We start from the raw sequence: 14744 nt of genomic DNA, 5'->3' as shown, positions 1-14744 counted from the left end.
CTTTAGCTCCTGCTATACGCTTTTTAATTCTTTACTAATTTTTCGTTTTTTAATAAAACTTCTTCCGCCAATTGGATGTACTGGATCGCACCTTTGCTTTCTGCATCATAATTCAGGATGCTTTCCCCGAAACTCGGCGCTTCGCTGAGCCTTACATTCCTGCTGATGATGGTTTCAAAAACCATTTCCGGAAAGTGTGCGTTCACTTCTTCCACCACCTGATTGGACAGTCTTAAACGGCTGTCATACATGGTAAGCAGCAGGCCTTCGATATCCAGGTCTTTGTTGTGGATTTTCTGAACGTTTTTAATGGTATTCAGTAATTTGCCAAGCCCTTCCAGGGCGAAATACTCACACTGGATCGGAATAATCACAGAATCGGCTGCGGTAAGCGCATTAACCGTAATCAGTCCTAAACTCGGTGCACAGTCGATAATGATATAGTCATAATCATCCTTTACCTCCTGCAATGCTTTTTTCAGCATGTACTCACGGTCTTCTTTATCCACCAGCTCAATTTCTGCCGCTACGAGGTCAATATGGGAAGGAACAATATCAAGGTTCGGCGTTGCCGTACGTTTGATACAGGTTCTGGTTTCAACACTGTGTTCCAGAAGATTATATGTAGAATACTTAACATCTTCCACGCCAAGCCCGGAAGTGGCATTGGCCTGAGGATCAGCATCAATGATTAAGATCTTTTTTTCCAATACCCCTAATGCCGCGGCCAAATTAACAGCTGTTGTTGTTTTCCCTACTCCCCCTTTCTGATTAGCGATACCTATGATTTTTCCCATTATTCGAACTTTAAGGCTCAAAAATACACATTTTTCCTTGCTCTTAATGAATCAATAAAACGAAAATTGAGTTAAAATATTGTTAATAAGCGATTTAACGATAAAAAAAATTATCCACAAAAAAAATTCTTTGTGGATAAGTGTTTATTTATGTTAAAGGGAATTATCCCTCAAACTTCATTGTTATCGGAAACTTGAAATAACTTCTTACGGGCTGGCCTTTGACTTTGGCAGGAACCCATCTTCCTTTAATGGACTTAACCGTTCTCAGGGCTTCACTGTTAAAATCAGCATTTTTACCATCTGCTTTAAGTCCGGAAATAGTCCCGTCTTTTTCTACAATAAAGGTAACGGTAGTTTTCATAATACCGTCAGACTCCATTCCGGAGCCGTCAAAATTATTCATTACTTTATTTCTGAATGTATCGATACCACCCATAAAACTGGCCTCAACATCTACTATGGTCTTAGGTGTATTGTCTTCAGGTTTGAGCTGTACTTCAGTCTGTACCGGAGCTGTAGATGTTCCTGACGTATTTACAGGAGGCGCAATTGGAATATATTCCGGTGTTGTAATCTCTTTTCCGTCAGATGTCTGAATACCTGCAACTGCGTTCTCATGATTTTTAGGAATATCTTTTTTCTCATTCGTTACAACTGCTTTTGGCTCTGGAACTGTTTGATCAACAGTCTTGATTCTTATAACAGCAGGTTGCGGTTTTACCTGTACATGAGGAGGATCAATCTGGTCGATCTTTTTCAATTTGATCACTACCGGCGGGCCATCTACCGGTATATGTATTGAAGGCCCGCTCTTAAATAGATTAACTGCCAGCGGCGTTAAAGAAATTGCCGCTAACAAACCTGCACCTATGAAAAGAGCTTTTGTTAAAATTTTATCCGATTCGTTTCTTAAGGCGTAAGCACCGTATTCTTTGTTACGGTGCTCAAAGAGAACTTCGTTAAAACGAAATTCCTGATTCTGATGCATGTGTTTCATCCTTTTAATTTTTAAGCATTGATTAAGATTATTAGTTTATTACCCTTTATTGATAAATAATATTTTAACATCAAAAAATTTGCCATAAAATTATCGAATCACCATTAATTTAAAAAATTACATGCAAATATAAAATTTTAACTATGCTACAAATAACAATCATGCGTTTAATATCGGATGATGCATAGTATAAAAAATAAGATCTTAAAATATCTACTTTGAATGGCATTTGAAACCTTTTAAAACAAAAAAAGAGACCGTCAAGCTGACCGTCTCTTTTTTGTATTTTAATGGATGATTATCTCTTAAAATAATTCTTTTCTGATGATGTTCTGGCTTCTTTCCGGTCCTACGGATACCAGATAAACATTGATTCCCAGGTATTTTTCGATAAATTCGATGTATTTCTGAGCGGTATCCGGGAGTTCGTCGTAGCTTCTTACTTTCGTCAGGTCTTCGTTCCAGCCCGGCAGATCCTGGTAGATCGGCTCGTAGTTGTATAATTTTTCGGTTGATGATGTGAAATAATCAATGATCTTTCCGTCTTCCGTTTTATAATGGGTTACGATCTTTAGGTTTTCAATTCCCGTAAGAACATCTAATTTGGTAATGACCAGGTTATTGATCCCGTTGATCATACAGGCATGCTTTAAAGAAACCAGGTCTAACCATCCCGTTCTTCTTGGTCTTCCGGTTGTAGCTCCGAATTCACCGCCGATCTGTCTGATGCTTTCCCCCAGTTCATTGTCCAGCTCGGAAGGGAAAGGCCCGTTTCCTACTCTTGTACAATAGGCTTTGGCAACACCGATTAAATTCTGAAGCGAGGTAGGCGGCACTCCCGCTCCAGTACAAACCCCGCCCGTAGAAGGTGAAGATGATGTTACATAAGGATAAGTTCCGAAGTCGATATCCAGCATCAAGGCCTGCGCGCCTTCAAACAAAACGTTTTTACCGTCTCTGATGGCCTCGTTCAGTTCCAGTTCCGTATCCACGATCCTGTCCTGAAGCTGTTTCCCGATTTCTAAAAATTCATTGTAAATTTCTTCAACATCCAAAGTCGGTTTTCCGTAGTATTTTTCAAAAAGAGAATTCTTAACCTTCAGGTTTTTCTCAATTTTATCTCTTAAAATTTCAGGATTTAAAAGGTCTACCATCCGGATCCCGATTCTGGCGATCTTATCTTCGTAGCACGGCCCGATTCCTTTTTTAGTGGTCCCGATCTGCGTTCCTCCGTGCTCTTCTTCACGGTAGGTATCCAAAAGAATGTGGTAAGGCATGATGACATGCGCTCTTCTGCTGATAAAAATGTGATCCGTTCTCAAGCCTTTGCTTTCGATCTGATTCACCTCCTTAATGAAAGATTTAGGATTTACCACCACGCCGTTTGCAATGATACATTTCCCTTTGCACTGAAGAACTCCCGACGGAAGAAGGTGCAATACGAATTTCTCTTCACCCACATATACCGTGTGACCTGCGTTGTCTCCACCCTGGAAGCGCACCACATAATCCGATTTTGCCGATAAAACATCCGTGATTTTTCCTTTCCCTTCATCTCCGTACTGAAGACCTACAACTACGTAAGTTGACATATTTTACTTTTATTTTAGATTCATGCAAAATTACTTTTAAAAAATTGGGTGGGCAAATTTGAGGGGGATTTTATTTTTGGACGGGTGGAAATCATGTGGTTTAAGAGTTAAAAACATAATTTTCTATATCTTTGAAATAAATCCGGATTTGTTGAGAATTTTGACCGTAAAGAATTTTTGGAAAATATTTATCAAAAATGTTCTGCTGAATAATGAAATTCAAAATGACTAAAGAAGCATTAAACGATTTAGAAAAAATTTGGCTGTATACTTCTGAAACTTGGTCAGAAGGACAGGCAGATTGTTATTTTGATTAATGAATGAATTGAATGAAATTGAATATTTATATGAACATCCAAAATCCAGAAAAGATTATAGTGAAGTCAGAAAAGATTATTTCTGTTCAATGATAAATCGCATTTTGTATTTTATAAAGTCAATATTGAAAATGAAGAAATAGAAATCATAACACTTCTTCATCAGCAAATGGATATTTCGTAGCGATTAAATGAATAAAAAATTACATTATGATCAGTCCAGATATAATCTCAGAAATTGAAATACATATCCAAAAATTTAAAGAACGTTTTAAAAATGACTATAAATTTTTACCTACAGCTAATCCAAGGTCAATAGAAAATTTTGAGAACAAGTTTTCCGTTAAAATCCCTGATGACTTTAGATGGTTCTTATTGAATATTGCAAATGGAATCATAAATACTGATCAGCATAATTTTAATCTGACTGACAGAATTAATTTTTCAGATTATTATTATGAAGAAGATGAGCACAATCCTTCGTTACCTTTCAAACTAAATAATGAATTCAATTTCAAAACTGATGAATATGAAGATTTCATTAACGGAACGATTCAATTAGCAGGATATGGCTGTGGCTGCTATTCATTTATCGTTGTCAATGGAGAAGAATATGGAAATACTTGGGTAGATAACTATGCTTCAAACTCCGAAGTCAGTCCTGAAAAAAACGCACAAAAAAATAGACTCCGTTTTCATGAGTGGATAATTAAAGAAATAAACTTAATGATTTCTCAGAAAAAACAATCAGAAGAATTTAGGCAGAAACAACTTCAGGAAGAAAAAAAACAGATAAATCAGCAATATAAAAAACTGAAATCAGATTTCAAGGCTAAGTCTGCAACTTTAGATAAAGATCTATCTATTTTTGAAAAAATCAAATACTTTTTTTAACAGTAATTTTATCAATCAATTCATCATGCGGGATTATCCCAAAGGTTTCAACTATTAAACCTCACGGGTTTTTTAAACCCGTGAGGTTTAGAAATTCTCAATTACTCTGTAAAAATAATCTCATTTATTATACTAATCGCCCTTAAAAACATCTCATCATGGGAAATTACCGCCACAGTTCCACGATAATCCTTAACAGAATCGGTAAGAATTTCTATATTTTAGAGGTCTGAATCAGTTGCCGGGTTATCAGGAATAATCATATCGGGTTATCAATATTAATCTCATCTTAATTTCAATAAATAAACAGGCTGTCTAAAATTTGGACAGCCTGTTTATTTATTATATCATATTAAAATACTTATCAGATTATTGAATCTTATGAATTTTTTCAGTGAAACTGCCCTTTTCAGTGACCGCCTTGAGTATATATATCCCTACACTTATATTTTCTATTTCTACTCTTACTATTTTGGAATTATTCCCGGAAATGGCTTTAACAACCCTTCCCTGAACATCATAAATTTCTATAGATTTAATTATTGAATCTGCACTGATATTTATAAAATCTTTTGAAGGATTTGGGTAGATCTTTATATTTTCTTTTACCAGGTTACTTACATCAGTTGCCAGGACTATGTTATTACAGTCAGATCCTACTGTAGCTCCCGGAAGCATGTCTTGGTAATAATTGACTTCGGTATAAGATGGACTGGAAGAATCTAACGGAATATTATCTGCACAAACGAATTCAATATTCAAATTGTTCTGTAAATTAATAAATTCATTGAAAATTCCATTCTTGATGAGCAATGTATTGATGTTATTATTTGAAGCATTGACTGAAATAATTTGTGTATTATTTAAATCTAAAAATGTGAGTTGATTATCACTGCAGTTAAGAGCACGGGTGCTGTTATAAATATCTGCAAATGCATATGGATTATCTACTTCAGGCAACGCTGGGCTCACAAAAGAAGTCAGCAGGTTATGACTAAGATTTAGACTATTTATTTTTGAAGAGTTACTGATATTCAGAGAGGTTAGGTTATTGTTATTACAGCTGAAAAACTGGGTTACAATATTTGGAATATTGAGTGTATTTAAATTATTATAACTACAATCAAAATATTGAACAATAAAAGAACCGTTTGTTAATAAGGAAGTCAGCTGATTATGACTGCAGTCAAAGTAAATGCTGGGTTCAGGAATTTCGTATACATGTACAGTAGGCATTTTAACCAGCGTTAGACTTGTGGCATTTAAAAGTCCTAAATTATTGTAACTGCAGTTTAAAAAATTAGTAGTGAGGTTATTAATATTTAAGCTTGTAAGATTATTATGACTACAATCCACACCTCCCTTATAGGAAGTGAGGGTTCCCGGCCCGGAACCAAGATAATATGCTTCTCCCGTTATGTTCAGCCCGCTGAGATCCAAAGATGTTAAAAGGTTATTACTGCAGTTCAACACATGAAGATTGCTGCAACCATTCAGCAGCAAAGTTGTTAACTTGCTATTACTGCAATTCAGATCATAAATATCACTGTTTTGTAAGTTAAGGTATGAAAGCTTATTTTTATTGCTCAGATTTAATTCACCCGGACTTAAAGACACATTGTGCAGGTCAATATACTCTATATTGGGGCCTACGCTTATCCCACCGTTATTTAAATTATTATATGATGCATTTACCCATTTTATAGAGTTCATACTGCTGAGATATAGTTTGTCGATATTGTTATTATTGCAGGCAAGCATTTCTAAATTTATAAAATCAGTTATTTCAGCCATGGAAGAAATATTTGAAGAGCTTAAGTCGAGGCTTTTAACCTGTGATGCCTCACTCTGCTGTATCTCACCGTCTCCGTTCATATCAACAGAAAAGTAGTTTCCGGCTAAATTTTTTGCGACCGTATTTCCCGGATTTGAAGAAAGAATTTTGTTCTTAAAATTTACATCCGAAATGCTGATATTTTGAGCTGAAATTTGCTGCCCGAATATGATAAGCAGGGCTAATAAATAAAATTGATTTTTCATATCTGTGTGTTAAATGTGTTTAAATGATATTCTACAAAATTACTTATTGTTTATATAATTTTGATTATCAGCATTGTAGATATTTTTCTACAAAATTTTATACTTAGGATTTTCCGTACTGTTGTTTCCGGCCGGAATCGGTTTTTGTGTGATCCGGTATTGTTAAGTTGACAGAATTAATTAGGGCTAGGCTTCAATAACCGGTTGTTATTGTTCTGTTATATCTGAAAGAAACTGTATTCTGCATTGTTTTTATTTTGGGATTTGTGAAAGGAAAAGATAATGGAATTCTTTTTTTCGTTTTGAAATCACACAATTTTGTCATTTTGAAAGAATAATTTTCACAGTAATTAATTAGCATCCGTTTTCAGGAGCTGTTTCCGGCTTTCCGCTGTATCTTTTTCGCCAAAGCTTTTTTCCAAAGCCTGTCCAGAAAAAGGATGCCGCTGCAATCCGGGCTAGGGAAATTGTGCTGTTGATGTAGCCGCCCGTCAATAATCACTCAGAATTTCCGCTGCTGTATGGTAAGTGTTGATAACCGAACAGATAAACATTCCAGCCGCAGGTTACAGACATCATCGTTAAGATTGCTGCCTTTTCGGAATAACAGGAATTGCGGTATCTGCAAAAAATATTCACTGGAAATCAGGTCAGATAAAAAAGAATACACCCAATATCCCTTATTTTATGGATATGAAAATAAACACGAAAATATTTCCGTCAAAAATCCGTAACTTTGCCGCCTACTAAAAATTTTATGGAAAGTATTAAAGTTCACGATAAAACTTTTGTTCCTTATTTAGAGGATGCCGAAATTCAGGAGATTGTAAAAGCAACCGCTTTGAAAATTCATGAAGATTACAAGGACGAAGTTCCTGTTTTCATTGGGGTGCTGAACGGAGTGATCATGTTCTTCTCAGACCTTCTGAAGCATTATCCGGGGCCTTGTGAGATCGCTTTTATACAGATGAGCTCTTATGCAGGCACGGAATCCACGGGGATCGTTTACCAGAAAATGGAACTGACGAAAGACGTAAAAGACCGCCACATCATTCTTGTGGAAGATATTGTAGATACGGGAAATACGGTGGAAAGCCTCTTTAAATATTTTAATGAGACCCAGCGTCCGAAATCTGTAAAAATAGCTTCATTCCTTCTGAAACCTGAAGTATACAAGAAAGATTTCAAACTGGATTATATCGGGAAAGAAATACCCAACAAGTTTGTTCTGGGTTACGGCCTTGATTACGATGAACTGGGAAGGAACCTACCGAATTTATATCAGCTGTCTGACGGGCAGATCAACCATTAAAATAGTTATGAGCTTTTAGCTTCGGCTTTGGGCTTTTAAATTAGATCTAAGTAAAAAGAAATATTAACTGAAAAAGCTGAAAAGCCTGCAGCGTACCGCTTAAAGCTTACAGCATCACTAACATTATGATAAACATTGTTCTGTTCGGACCTCCGGGAAGCGGAAAAGGTACACAAGCACAAAATCTGATCGAGAAATTCAATTTAAAGCAGATCTCGACAGGCGACCTTTTCAGATTCAACATGAAAAATGATACTGAACTTGGAAAACTGGCAAAGTCGTATATCGACAAGGGAGAACTGGTACCGGATCAGGTAACCACGGATATGCTGATTGACGAAATCAGAAAACCGAGCGATGCGGCAGGATTTATCTTTGACGGATATCCAAGGACTGCCGTCCAGACGGAAGCCCTGGAAAAAATCGTAAAGGAAGAACTGAATGACGAGATCGATGTCTGTCTTTCCCTGGTTGTTGAAGACCGGATTTTAGTGGAAAGGCTGCTGAAAAGAGGCGAAGTCAGCGGGAGATCAGATGACAGCAATGTTGAGATCATTGAAAACCGGATAAAAGAATACTACACAAAAACAGCAGAAGTAGCTGAGCTGTACAAAAAACAGGGAAAGTATGTTGAGATCAACGGCGTTGGGGATATCAGCGGGATTTCCGAAAAGCTGTTTGCTGAGGTAGAAAAAGTAAAATAGTTAAAAGTTATGGGTGATGAGTTATAATTTCTTACAATTCATGCCTCATGCTTCATAACTCATAACTCCTAATTATAAGAAATGTCAAATTTTGTAGATTACGTTAAAATTCATTGTAAAAGCGGCCATGGCGGTGCAGGTTCTGCGCATCTCCGCCGGGAAAAATATATCCCGAAGGGCGGCCCGGACGGTGGTGACGGCGGACGCGGCGGCCATGTGATCATGAAAGGAAATGCCCAGGAATGGACATTGCTTCCCCTGCGTTATACCCGGCACGTAAAAGCTGAACGCGGCGAGGGCGGCGGAAAAAACCAGTTAACGGGAGCGTACGGAGCGGATGTCTACATTGAAGTTCCGATCGGGACCATCGCTAAAAATGAAGAAGGGGAAATCATCGGCGAAATTATGGAAGACGGCCAGGAAATCATCCTGATGGAAGGAGGAAAAGGAGGAAAAGGAAATGAGCATTTCAAATCTTCCACCAACCAGACGCCCAGGTTTGCCCAACCGGGAATGGACGGGCAGGAAGGCTATGTGGTCTTTGAGCTTAAGATTTTAGCGGATGTAGGGCTTGTCGGGTTCCCGAATGCCGGAAAATCCACCCTCCTCTCTGCGGTTTCTGCTGCAAAGCCTAAAATTGCGGATTACGCATTTACCACTTTAACCCCGAATCTGGGAATCGTGGATTACCGGAACTACAAATCTTTCGTAATGGCCGATATTCCGGGGATTATTGAAGGGGCGGCTGAAGGAAAAGGGCTGGGACACCGTTTCTTAAGGCATATTGAAAGAAATTCCATCTTATTATTCCTGATTCCGGCAGACTCCGAGCACCATTTCCAGGAATTTAAAATCCTTGAGAATGAACTGAAGGAATACAACCCTGAATTACTGGATAAAGATTTCATTGTTTCCATTTCAAAATCCGATTTGCTGGACGAGGAACTGAAAAAGGAAATCGCCACAGAATTCCCTGAAAACAAACAGCCGCTGTTTTTCTCAGGCATTACAGGAGAAGGCCTTGTAGAACTGAAGGATGCCATCTGGAAGCAGCTGCACGGATAATACAGATAACCGTTAAGCGATGATTGAAGTTAAGCGATGATTAAAATATATTAAGTACACTGTTCATCCGTGTACTTTTTTTATTCTCATAAAAAATCAAACCATACAATTAAAACCATGAAAAAAAACTTTTTACTGATTACATTATCCGCAATTTCAGCCATTGTACAGGCACAGGAAACACAGCAAAGCACAAAAACAGGCTCAGATGACCGCGCCACCGAAATGAGCTTTGGAATTAAAGGCGGGTACGCTTTGTCCGGCATGAAATTTTCCGAGAACAAACTCGATTCCAAATCTTATTTCTATGCAGGAATTGTTGCCGAACAGCCTGTGTCATCAAAAGTAAGCATCCAGGCAGAAGCACTTTACACCCGGCTTGGCGGAAAGCAGGATTTCCCGGTAGTTGATTTTACAGATTCCGGCGTTATAGAAAGGGGAAGCATACAGTTTGATTATCAACTGACGCAGCTTCAGATCCCGATCTCTGTTAAATATTATTTTATTCCTGCATTATCGGCTTCAGCAGGGATGAATTTCGGATTTAATATTTCTGAAAAGGTAAAACCGGACAGATGGTAAACGGTGCAACATCCGGAAACTTTGACAATATCAAGTCCCTGAATCTATTTCCTTTCTTAGGCTCAGAATACAAAATTAATGATCATTTCTTTGCTGATGCCAGATACCATTTCAATTTTATTGAAGTGAATAAAAAAGGCGGCTTACCGACAAAAATGGGCTTTTTACAGGCTGGTATCGGATATCGCTTTCAATAGGTCTGTTGGAACGCTTATTGATGGATACGGCAAAATATAAGTTATGAAGTATCTATTAGGCCTGTGCGCATTTATCTTATTGTTTTCATGCACAGCACAGAAAGGAAATTCCAAATATTCGGTGATCGAATATGAAGCCACGCCGTGTTTCGGGTTTTGCCCTGTTTTTAAAATGACGGTGAATCCGGACCGGACTGCCGTTTTTGAAGCGGAGCATTTTAATTTTGGAGATCAGCCTTCAAAAGACAATCTTTCCAATCCCCGTGAAGGAACTTTTAAAGGAACAATTAAAGAAGCGGATTATAATAAACTAACTGCTCTGTTAGACGGCCTGAACGTAAAGAACCTGAAAGACAACTATGGCGAAAAAAATATTTCTGATCTTCCGTCATCCCATCTGCGAATCCGGTTTGCTGACGGGACAACAAAGCATGTTGAAGATTACGGGAAACGCGGAAGTGAAAAGCTTTCGGAATTATACCGGTTTTTTGAAAACTTAAGGAAGAATCAGCAGTGGACAAAAGTTAAATAATCACTTTAAAATAATTTAGACTATCTTTGCAGTATATTTCGCGGCATTCTCAGCCAGACGGTAAACTATTTTACTTAAAATTCTGTTAAAAAAATTAGCAGAACTGCTAAAAATGATGAAGTATACTGCTTCAACCGCATTATTTTAATACACGATTTAAATTTTGTTATTTACAGACTTAAACATTATTAAGCCCATTTTAGATGCGCTTCAAAAGGAAGGTTACGAAAAACCTACGCCTATCCAGGAACAATCTATTCCTTCTATCCTTGAACACAGAGACGTGTTGGGTACTGCCCAGACGGGAACGGGGAAAACAGCAGCTTTCGCCATCCCTATCCTGCAGAACCTTATGGAAAGAAAAGGGCCAAAGAACAACCATATCAAAGCACTTATCCTTACCCCGACCAGAGAGCTGGCCATTCAGATCGAGGAAAGCTTTAATTCATACGGTAAAAACCTGCCTTTAAAAAAACTGGTTATTTTCGGGGGCGTAAAACAGGGAAGCCAGGAAACAGCATTGAGAAAAGGCGTTGACATCCTGGTAGCCACTCCCGGGAGACTGCTGGATTTTATTGCCCAGGGAATTATCAGCCTGAAAAACCTTGAGATCTTTGTACTGGATGAAGCCGACAGAATGCTTGACATGGGCTTTGTGCACGACGTCAAACGGATCATCAAGCTTCTGCCGCCCAAAAGACAGACGCTTTTCTTCTCTGCCACCATGCCGACAGAAATCCAGAAGCTGGCCGATTCTATTTTAAATAATCCGATAAAAGTATCAGTTACTCCTATTTCTTCAACGGCAGAAACCATTAAGCAGGCTGTTTATTTTGTAGATAAAGAGAATAAACTTGACCTTCTGACGCATATTTTACAGAATACCATTTCAGATTCCGTGCTGGTATTTTCCAGGACAAAACACGGTGCGGACAAGATTGCCAGAAAATTGCAGTCTAGTAATATTTCTACTGAAGCCATCCACGGGAACAAATCCCAGAATGCAAGGCAGAATGCTTTGAATAATTTTAAATCAGGAAGGACCCGTGTTCTGGTAGCTACCGATATTGCCGCGAGAGGTATTGATATCGATGAACTTAAATATGTTGTCAATTACGAACTTTCAGACGTTGCTGAAACCTATGTTCACAGGATCGGAAGAACAGGACGTGCAGGGGCGGAAGGATCTTCAATTTCGTTTGTAGACGGACTGGATTTACTGAACCTAAAAGATACTGAAAAGTTGATCGGGATGAAAATTCCGGTTGAGAAAAACCATCCTTTCCATACGGATAACCTGGTGGTGGAAAAGAGGGATTCAAACAACAAGCCTTTTACGCCAAGGCCGAAACCGGCAGGCCAGCAGAAATCTGATCACAGCAAGAAGCCGAAAAATAAGAGCAGTTTCTTCAGGAAAAAATAAAATTAAAGCCTTCCCTACCGGAAGGCTTTATAGTTTTAGTTCTATATAATCCCAAACAGTTTCTTCGCATTCTCCGTAGTGATCCTGTCAATCTCAGCAAAATCTTTATTGTAGATATTGACCAGCTTTCCGGCTACCAGATCAAGGTATGAACTTTCGTTCCTTTTCCCTCTGTGCGGAACCGGCGCCAGATATGGAGAATCTGTCTCAAGTACAATTTTATCCAACGGGATTTCACTTAAAAATTGGTCAATCCTGCCATTCTTAAACGTTACCACGCCACCGATTCCCAAGATGAAATTTAAATCCACTGCATGCCTGGCCTGTTCAATATTTCCTGAAAAACAATGGAAGATCCCCCGGAGCTTCGGATGTTTTTTTCTTTCCAGGACTTCAAAGGTTTCATCAAAACTTTCCCGGGTATGAATTACAATCGGCAGGTCTTTTTCAATGGCCCAGTCGATCTGCTGCTCAAAAGCCTTTACCTGGATATCCAGTGTGGTTTTATCCCAGTACAGATCAATCCCGATCTCTCCGATGGCCGGAAAATTCCTTTCATTCAGGTACTTATTAACGGTTTCAAGTTCTTTTTCCCAGCTCTCAGGCTTTACATAACAGGGATGCAGCCCCATCATGGAGAAAACCTGTCCGGGATAATCTGCTTCAAGCTGCAGCATTTTTTCATGCGACTCCGAATCAATTGCCGGGAGGTAAAATTCTGTAATGCCTTTATCTAAAGCCCTCTGAATGGCTTCTGCTCTGTCTTCATCAAATTCTTCCGCGTATAAATGGGTATGGGTATCAATCATTTCATTAAAATTTCAATAGATCTTCATAAGGGTTTTCCAAGCCCAGCATCATGCCGAAAGCAGGTTCCGTCTTTATCCCTCTCTTCTTAAGTTCTTTTATCTTCTGTTTAAATTCTTCTCCTTTTTTCTGTAATATCCTGTATTCTGCCATCATGTGCAGGTAAGCATTCTGTTCTGCCGGCAGTTTATCCTGCGCAAAAATTTCAATAGTAAAACCTTCCACTGTGAAATTTGAAACCACCGATTTTTCACCGCTAACGGTTATTTTTCTTAAGCTGAAACCACTATAGCCCTGAAAATACCGACGCAAGAGTGCAGTAAAACTGTCTTCATCCTTAAACCGACAGATGACATCCAGATCGCTTGTATCCGTATCGATTTCAATCGGGACCGTTCCTGCCAAAACAGGTGAATAATTTTTCAGCTTTTCAAAAACCTGATGTTTCATCAGAACATCATGAGCTTTTTTCTGTTTCTGATTTCCGGATTTTAAATAATCCAGGGTGGTAAAATCAGTCATCTGAAAATATTCTGTGCTTCACCTTCTGACGCTGGATCTCAATTCTTTGGTTTAATTTCTCCCTGAATTCGATATATCTAGGGTCTTTTTCATCATCTGTCCTGTGCTGTAAAGCTTTGTTGATGTTAAGGTTTTCTTTAATAAACGCTTTCGTATCCTCTGAAAAATAAGCATTCCCGAACTGATCAAAAATATAGTTAACCGCCTGGCTGTTGGGATGGATCATATCTTCATTATAAAAACGGTAATCACGCAGGTCATCCATTACAATTTCGTATACCGGCAGGTAATGGCAGTTTTCAAACTGGGGAAGCATCTCATGGATTGCTGTAATCAGCTTTGCTTTGCTGAGCTGGTTTTCAATCATCCCGTCTTTGGTATGCCGGACAGGTGAAACGGTAAACAGGATCTGCACATTGTCTTTGCAGATATCATCCAGGTTCAAAACGGTATTGTAGATGGAATCTGTGATCTCCTGATGGGTCAGCAGCCTTTTTTTAAAGAATTTCTGCGGAATTTTATGACAGTTACCCACCAGTTTATTTTTGGGAATAAACTCATAAATAAATGAAGTCCCGTACGTGATGATGACCCAACCGGTATCCTGAAGAAAAGAATTGCCTTCTTCTATTCCTGCATTGATCTTTTTTAAGGTCTGGTGAATATACCGTGTATCAAAGCCTGTATGATGATCGAGGGAAATGAATTCCTCGTTAAAGCTGATCAGCTCGTCTTCAATATAAAATTCAGCATCATGCAGCCTTTTCACTGCATTGCTGATCGAAAACGGGTTAAAGATGGTGCCGAAAGGATTGTTAAGGGACTGCAGCTGCCCGAGCTGAAACAGATCTGACATTTCAGAGGCAAAACAGGAACCTATTGAAAATATTTTATCTTCAACCTGAATCTTTTTCTGCGATTCTTTAATCTCTACTTCAGTCCTGAATTTCATGGGCAGGT

General features: G+C 38.5%; 15 protein-coding genes. 8 read left to right on the top strand and 7 right to left on the bottom strand.

The window, feature by feature from the left end; translation table 11 throughout:
* Window positions 1-23: 23 nt before the first annotated feature.
* From SD427_RS05110 to SD427_RS05100, 3 genes are all read right to left on the bottom strand, one after another.
* Window positions 24-797, bottom strand: a complete 774-nt coding sequence (locus tag SD427_RS05110; RefSeq protein WP_056214863.1) for a ParA family protein — start codon at window positions 795-797, stop codon at window positions 24-26.
* Window positions 798-960: 163 nt separating this feature from the next.
* The gene (locus SD427_RS05105; protein ID WP_320560202.1) at window positions 961-1797 is read right to left on the bottom strand and encodes an energy transducer TonB; all 837 of its coding nucleotides are present in this window, start codon (window positions 1795-1797) and stop codon (window positions 961-963) included.
* 305 nt (window positions 1798-2102) lie between these two features.
* Entirely contained in the window at window positions 2103-3389 is a 1287-nt protein-coding gene (locus tag SD427_RS05100) for an adenylosuccinate synthase (RefSeq protein ID WP_320560201.1), read from the bottom strand.
* Window positions 3390-3916: 527 nt separating this feature from the next.
* Here SD427_RS05100 and SD427_RS05095 point away from each other — a divergent pair.
* Window positions 3917-4600 carry an SMI1/KNR4 family protein gene (locus tag SD427_RS05095; protein WP_320560200.1) on the top strand — a complete coding sequence of 228 codons (684 nt, stop codon included), beginning with the start codon at window positions 3917-3919 and terminating at the stop codon, window positions 4598-4600.
* A 369-nt stretch (window positions 4601-4969) separates the two neighbouring features.
* Here SD427_RS05095 and SD427_RS05090 read toward each other — a convergent pair whose 3' ends face one another.
* Window positions 4970-6475 (bottom strand): T9SS type A sorting domain-containing protein, encoded by a 1506-nt coding sequence (locus tag SD427_RS05090; protein ID WP_320560199.1) that lies wholly within the window; start codon window positions 6473-6475, stop codon window positions 4970-4972.
* A 922-nt stretch (window positions 6476-7397) separates the two neighbouring features.
* Between SD427_RS05090 and hpt the strand changes: the two genes are divergently transcribed.
* From hpt to SD427_RS05055, 7 genes are all read left to right on the top strand, one after another.
* Complete coding sequence (gene hpt / locus SD427_RS05085) at window positions 7398-7952, top strand: hypoxanthine phosphoribosyltransferase (RefSeq protein WP_056221953.1); 555 nt, start codon at window positions 7398-7400, stop codon at window positions 7950-7952.
* A gap of 125 nt (window positions 7953-8077) precedes the next feature.
* Entirely contained in the window at window positions 8078-8656 is a 579-nt protein-coding gene (locus SD427_RS05080; RefSeq protein ID WP_320560198.1) for an adenylate kinase, read from the top strand.
* A gap of 81 nt (window positions 8657-8737) precedes the next feature.
* On the top strand, window positions 8738-9721 hold the full coding sequence (gene obgE, locus SD427_RS05075) for a GTPase ObgE (protein ID WP_320560197.1): 984 nt from the start codon (window positions 8738-8740) through the stop codon (window positions 9719-9721).
* A 117-nt stretch (window positions 9722-9838) separates the two neighbouring features.
* On the top strand, window positions 9839-10303 hold the full coding sequence (locus tag SD427_RS05070; protein ID WP_320560196.1) for a porin family protein: 465 nt from the start codon (window positions 9839-9841) through the stop codon (window positions 10301-10303).
* A complete protein-coding gene (locus tag SD427_RS05065) occupies window positions 10297-10500 on the top strand; it encodes a hypothetical protein (RefSeq protein WP_320560195.1) in 204 nt (67 codons plus the stop codon). Before SD427_RS05070 ends, SD427_RS05065 begins: the two co-directional genes overlap by 7 nt.
* A 43-nt stretch (window positions 10501-10543) precedes the next feature.
* Complete coding sequence (locus tag SD427_RS05060) at window positions 10544-11032, top strand: DUF6438 domain-containing protein (RefSeq protein WP_320560194.1); 489 nt, start codon at window positions 10544-10546, stop codon at window positions 11030-11032.
* Window positions 11033-11195: 163 nt separating this feature from the next.
* Complete coding sequence (locus SD427_RS05055; RefSeq protein ID WP_320560193.1) at window positions 11196-12455, top strand: DEAD/DEAH box helicase; 1260 nt, start codon at window positions 11196-11198, stop codon at window positions 12453-12455.
* A gap of 41 nt (window positions 12456-12496) precedes the next feature.
* On the opposite strand, the gene SD427_RS05050 is transcribed toward SD427_RS05055, so the two are convergent.
* Genes SD427_RS05050 through SD427_RS05040 form a run of 3 tightly spaced genes read right to left on the bottom strand, consistent with a single transcriptional unit; the run spans window position 12497 to window position 14736 of the window.
* Window positions 12497-13264 (bottom strand): TatD family hydrolase, encoded by a 768-nt coding sequence (locus SD427_RS05050; protein ID WP_320560192.1) that lies wholly within the window; start codon window positions 13262-13264, stop codon window positions 12497-12499.
* A 4-nt stretch (window positions 13265-13268) separates the two neighbouring features.
* Window positions 13269-13784, bottom strand: a complete 516-nt coding sequence (locus SD427_RS05045; protein WP_320560191.1) for a DUF4269 domain-containing protein — start codon at window positions 13782-13784, stop codon at window positions 13269-13271.
* Complete coding sequence (locus tag SD427_RS05040; RefSeq protein WP_320560190.1) at window positions 13777-14736, bottom strand: GSCFA domain-containing protein; 960 nt, start codon at window positions 14734-14736, stop codon at window positions 13777-13779. Before SD427_RS05040 ends, SD427_RS05045 begins: the two co-directional genes overlap by 8 nt.
* Between the last annotated feature and the right edge of the window lie 8 nt (window positions 14737-14744).

It is taken from the genome of Chryseobacterium sp. JJR-5R, assembly GCF_034047335.1.
Taxonomy (GTDB): domain Bacteria; phylum Bacteroidota; class Bacteroidia; order Flavobacteriales; family Weeksellaceae; genus Chryseobacterium.
The sequence above is the reverse complement of the archived record's forward strand: the minus strand, read 5'-3'. Positions and strand labels throughout refer to the sequence as shown.

Bases quoted from the DNA above. Each gene is read 5' to 3' on its own strand.
- SD427_RS05110 (WP_056214863.1), bottom strand. From the start codon at position 797: ATGGGAAAAATCATAGGTATCGCTAATCAGAAAGGGGGAGTAGGGAAA.
- SD427_RS05105 (WP_320560202.1), bottom strand. From the start codon at position 1,797: ATGAAACACATGCATCAGAATCAGGAATTTCGTTTTAACGAAGTTCTC.
- SD427_RS05100 (WP_320560201.1), bottom strand. From the start codon at position 3,389: ATGTCAACTTACGTAGTTGTAGGTCTTCAGTACGGAGATGAAGGGAAA.
- SD427_RS05095 (WP_320560200.1), top strand. From the start codon at position 3,917: ATGATCAGTCCAGATATAATCTCAGAAATTGAAATACATATCCAAAAA.
- SD427_RS05090 (WP_320560199.1), bottom strand. From the start codon at position 6,475: ATGAACGGAGACGGTGAGATACAGCAGAGTGAGGCATCACAGGTTAAA.
- hpt (WP_056221953.1), top strand. From the start codon at position 7,398: ATGGAAAGTATTAAAGTTCACGATAAAACTTTTGTTCCTTATTTAGAG.
- SD427_RS05080 (WP_320560198.1), top strand. From the start codon at position 8,078: ATGATAAACATTGTTCTGTTCGGACCTCCGGGAAGCGGAAAAGGTACA.
- obgE (WP_320560197.1), top strand. From the start codon at position 8,738: ATGTCAAATTTTGTAGATTACGTTAAAATTCATTGTAAAAGCGGCCAT.
- SD427_RS05070 (WP_320560196.1), top strand. From the start codon at position 9,839: ATGAAAAAAAACTTTTTACTGATTACATTATCCGCAATTTCAGCCATT.
- SD427_RS05065 (WP_320560195.1), top strand. From the start codon at position 10,297: ATGGTAAACGGTGCAACATCCGGAAACTTTGACAATATCAAGTCCCTG.
- SD427_RS05060 (WP_320560194.1), top strand. From the start codon at position 10,544: ATGAAGTATCTATTAGGCCTGTGCGCATTTATCTTATTGTTTTCATGC.
- SD427_RS05050 (WP_320560192.1), bottom strand. From the start codon at position 13,264: ATGATTGATACCCATACCCATTTATACGCGGAAGAATTTGATGAAGAC.
- SD427_RS05045 (WP_320560191.1), bottom strand. From the start codon at position 13,784: ATGACTGATTTTACCACCCTGGATTATTTAAAATCCGGAAATCAGAAA.
- SD427_RS05040 (WP_320560190.1), bottom strand. From the start codon at position 14,736: ATGAAATTCAGGACTGAAGTAGAGATTAAAGAATCGCAGAAAAAGATT.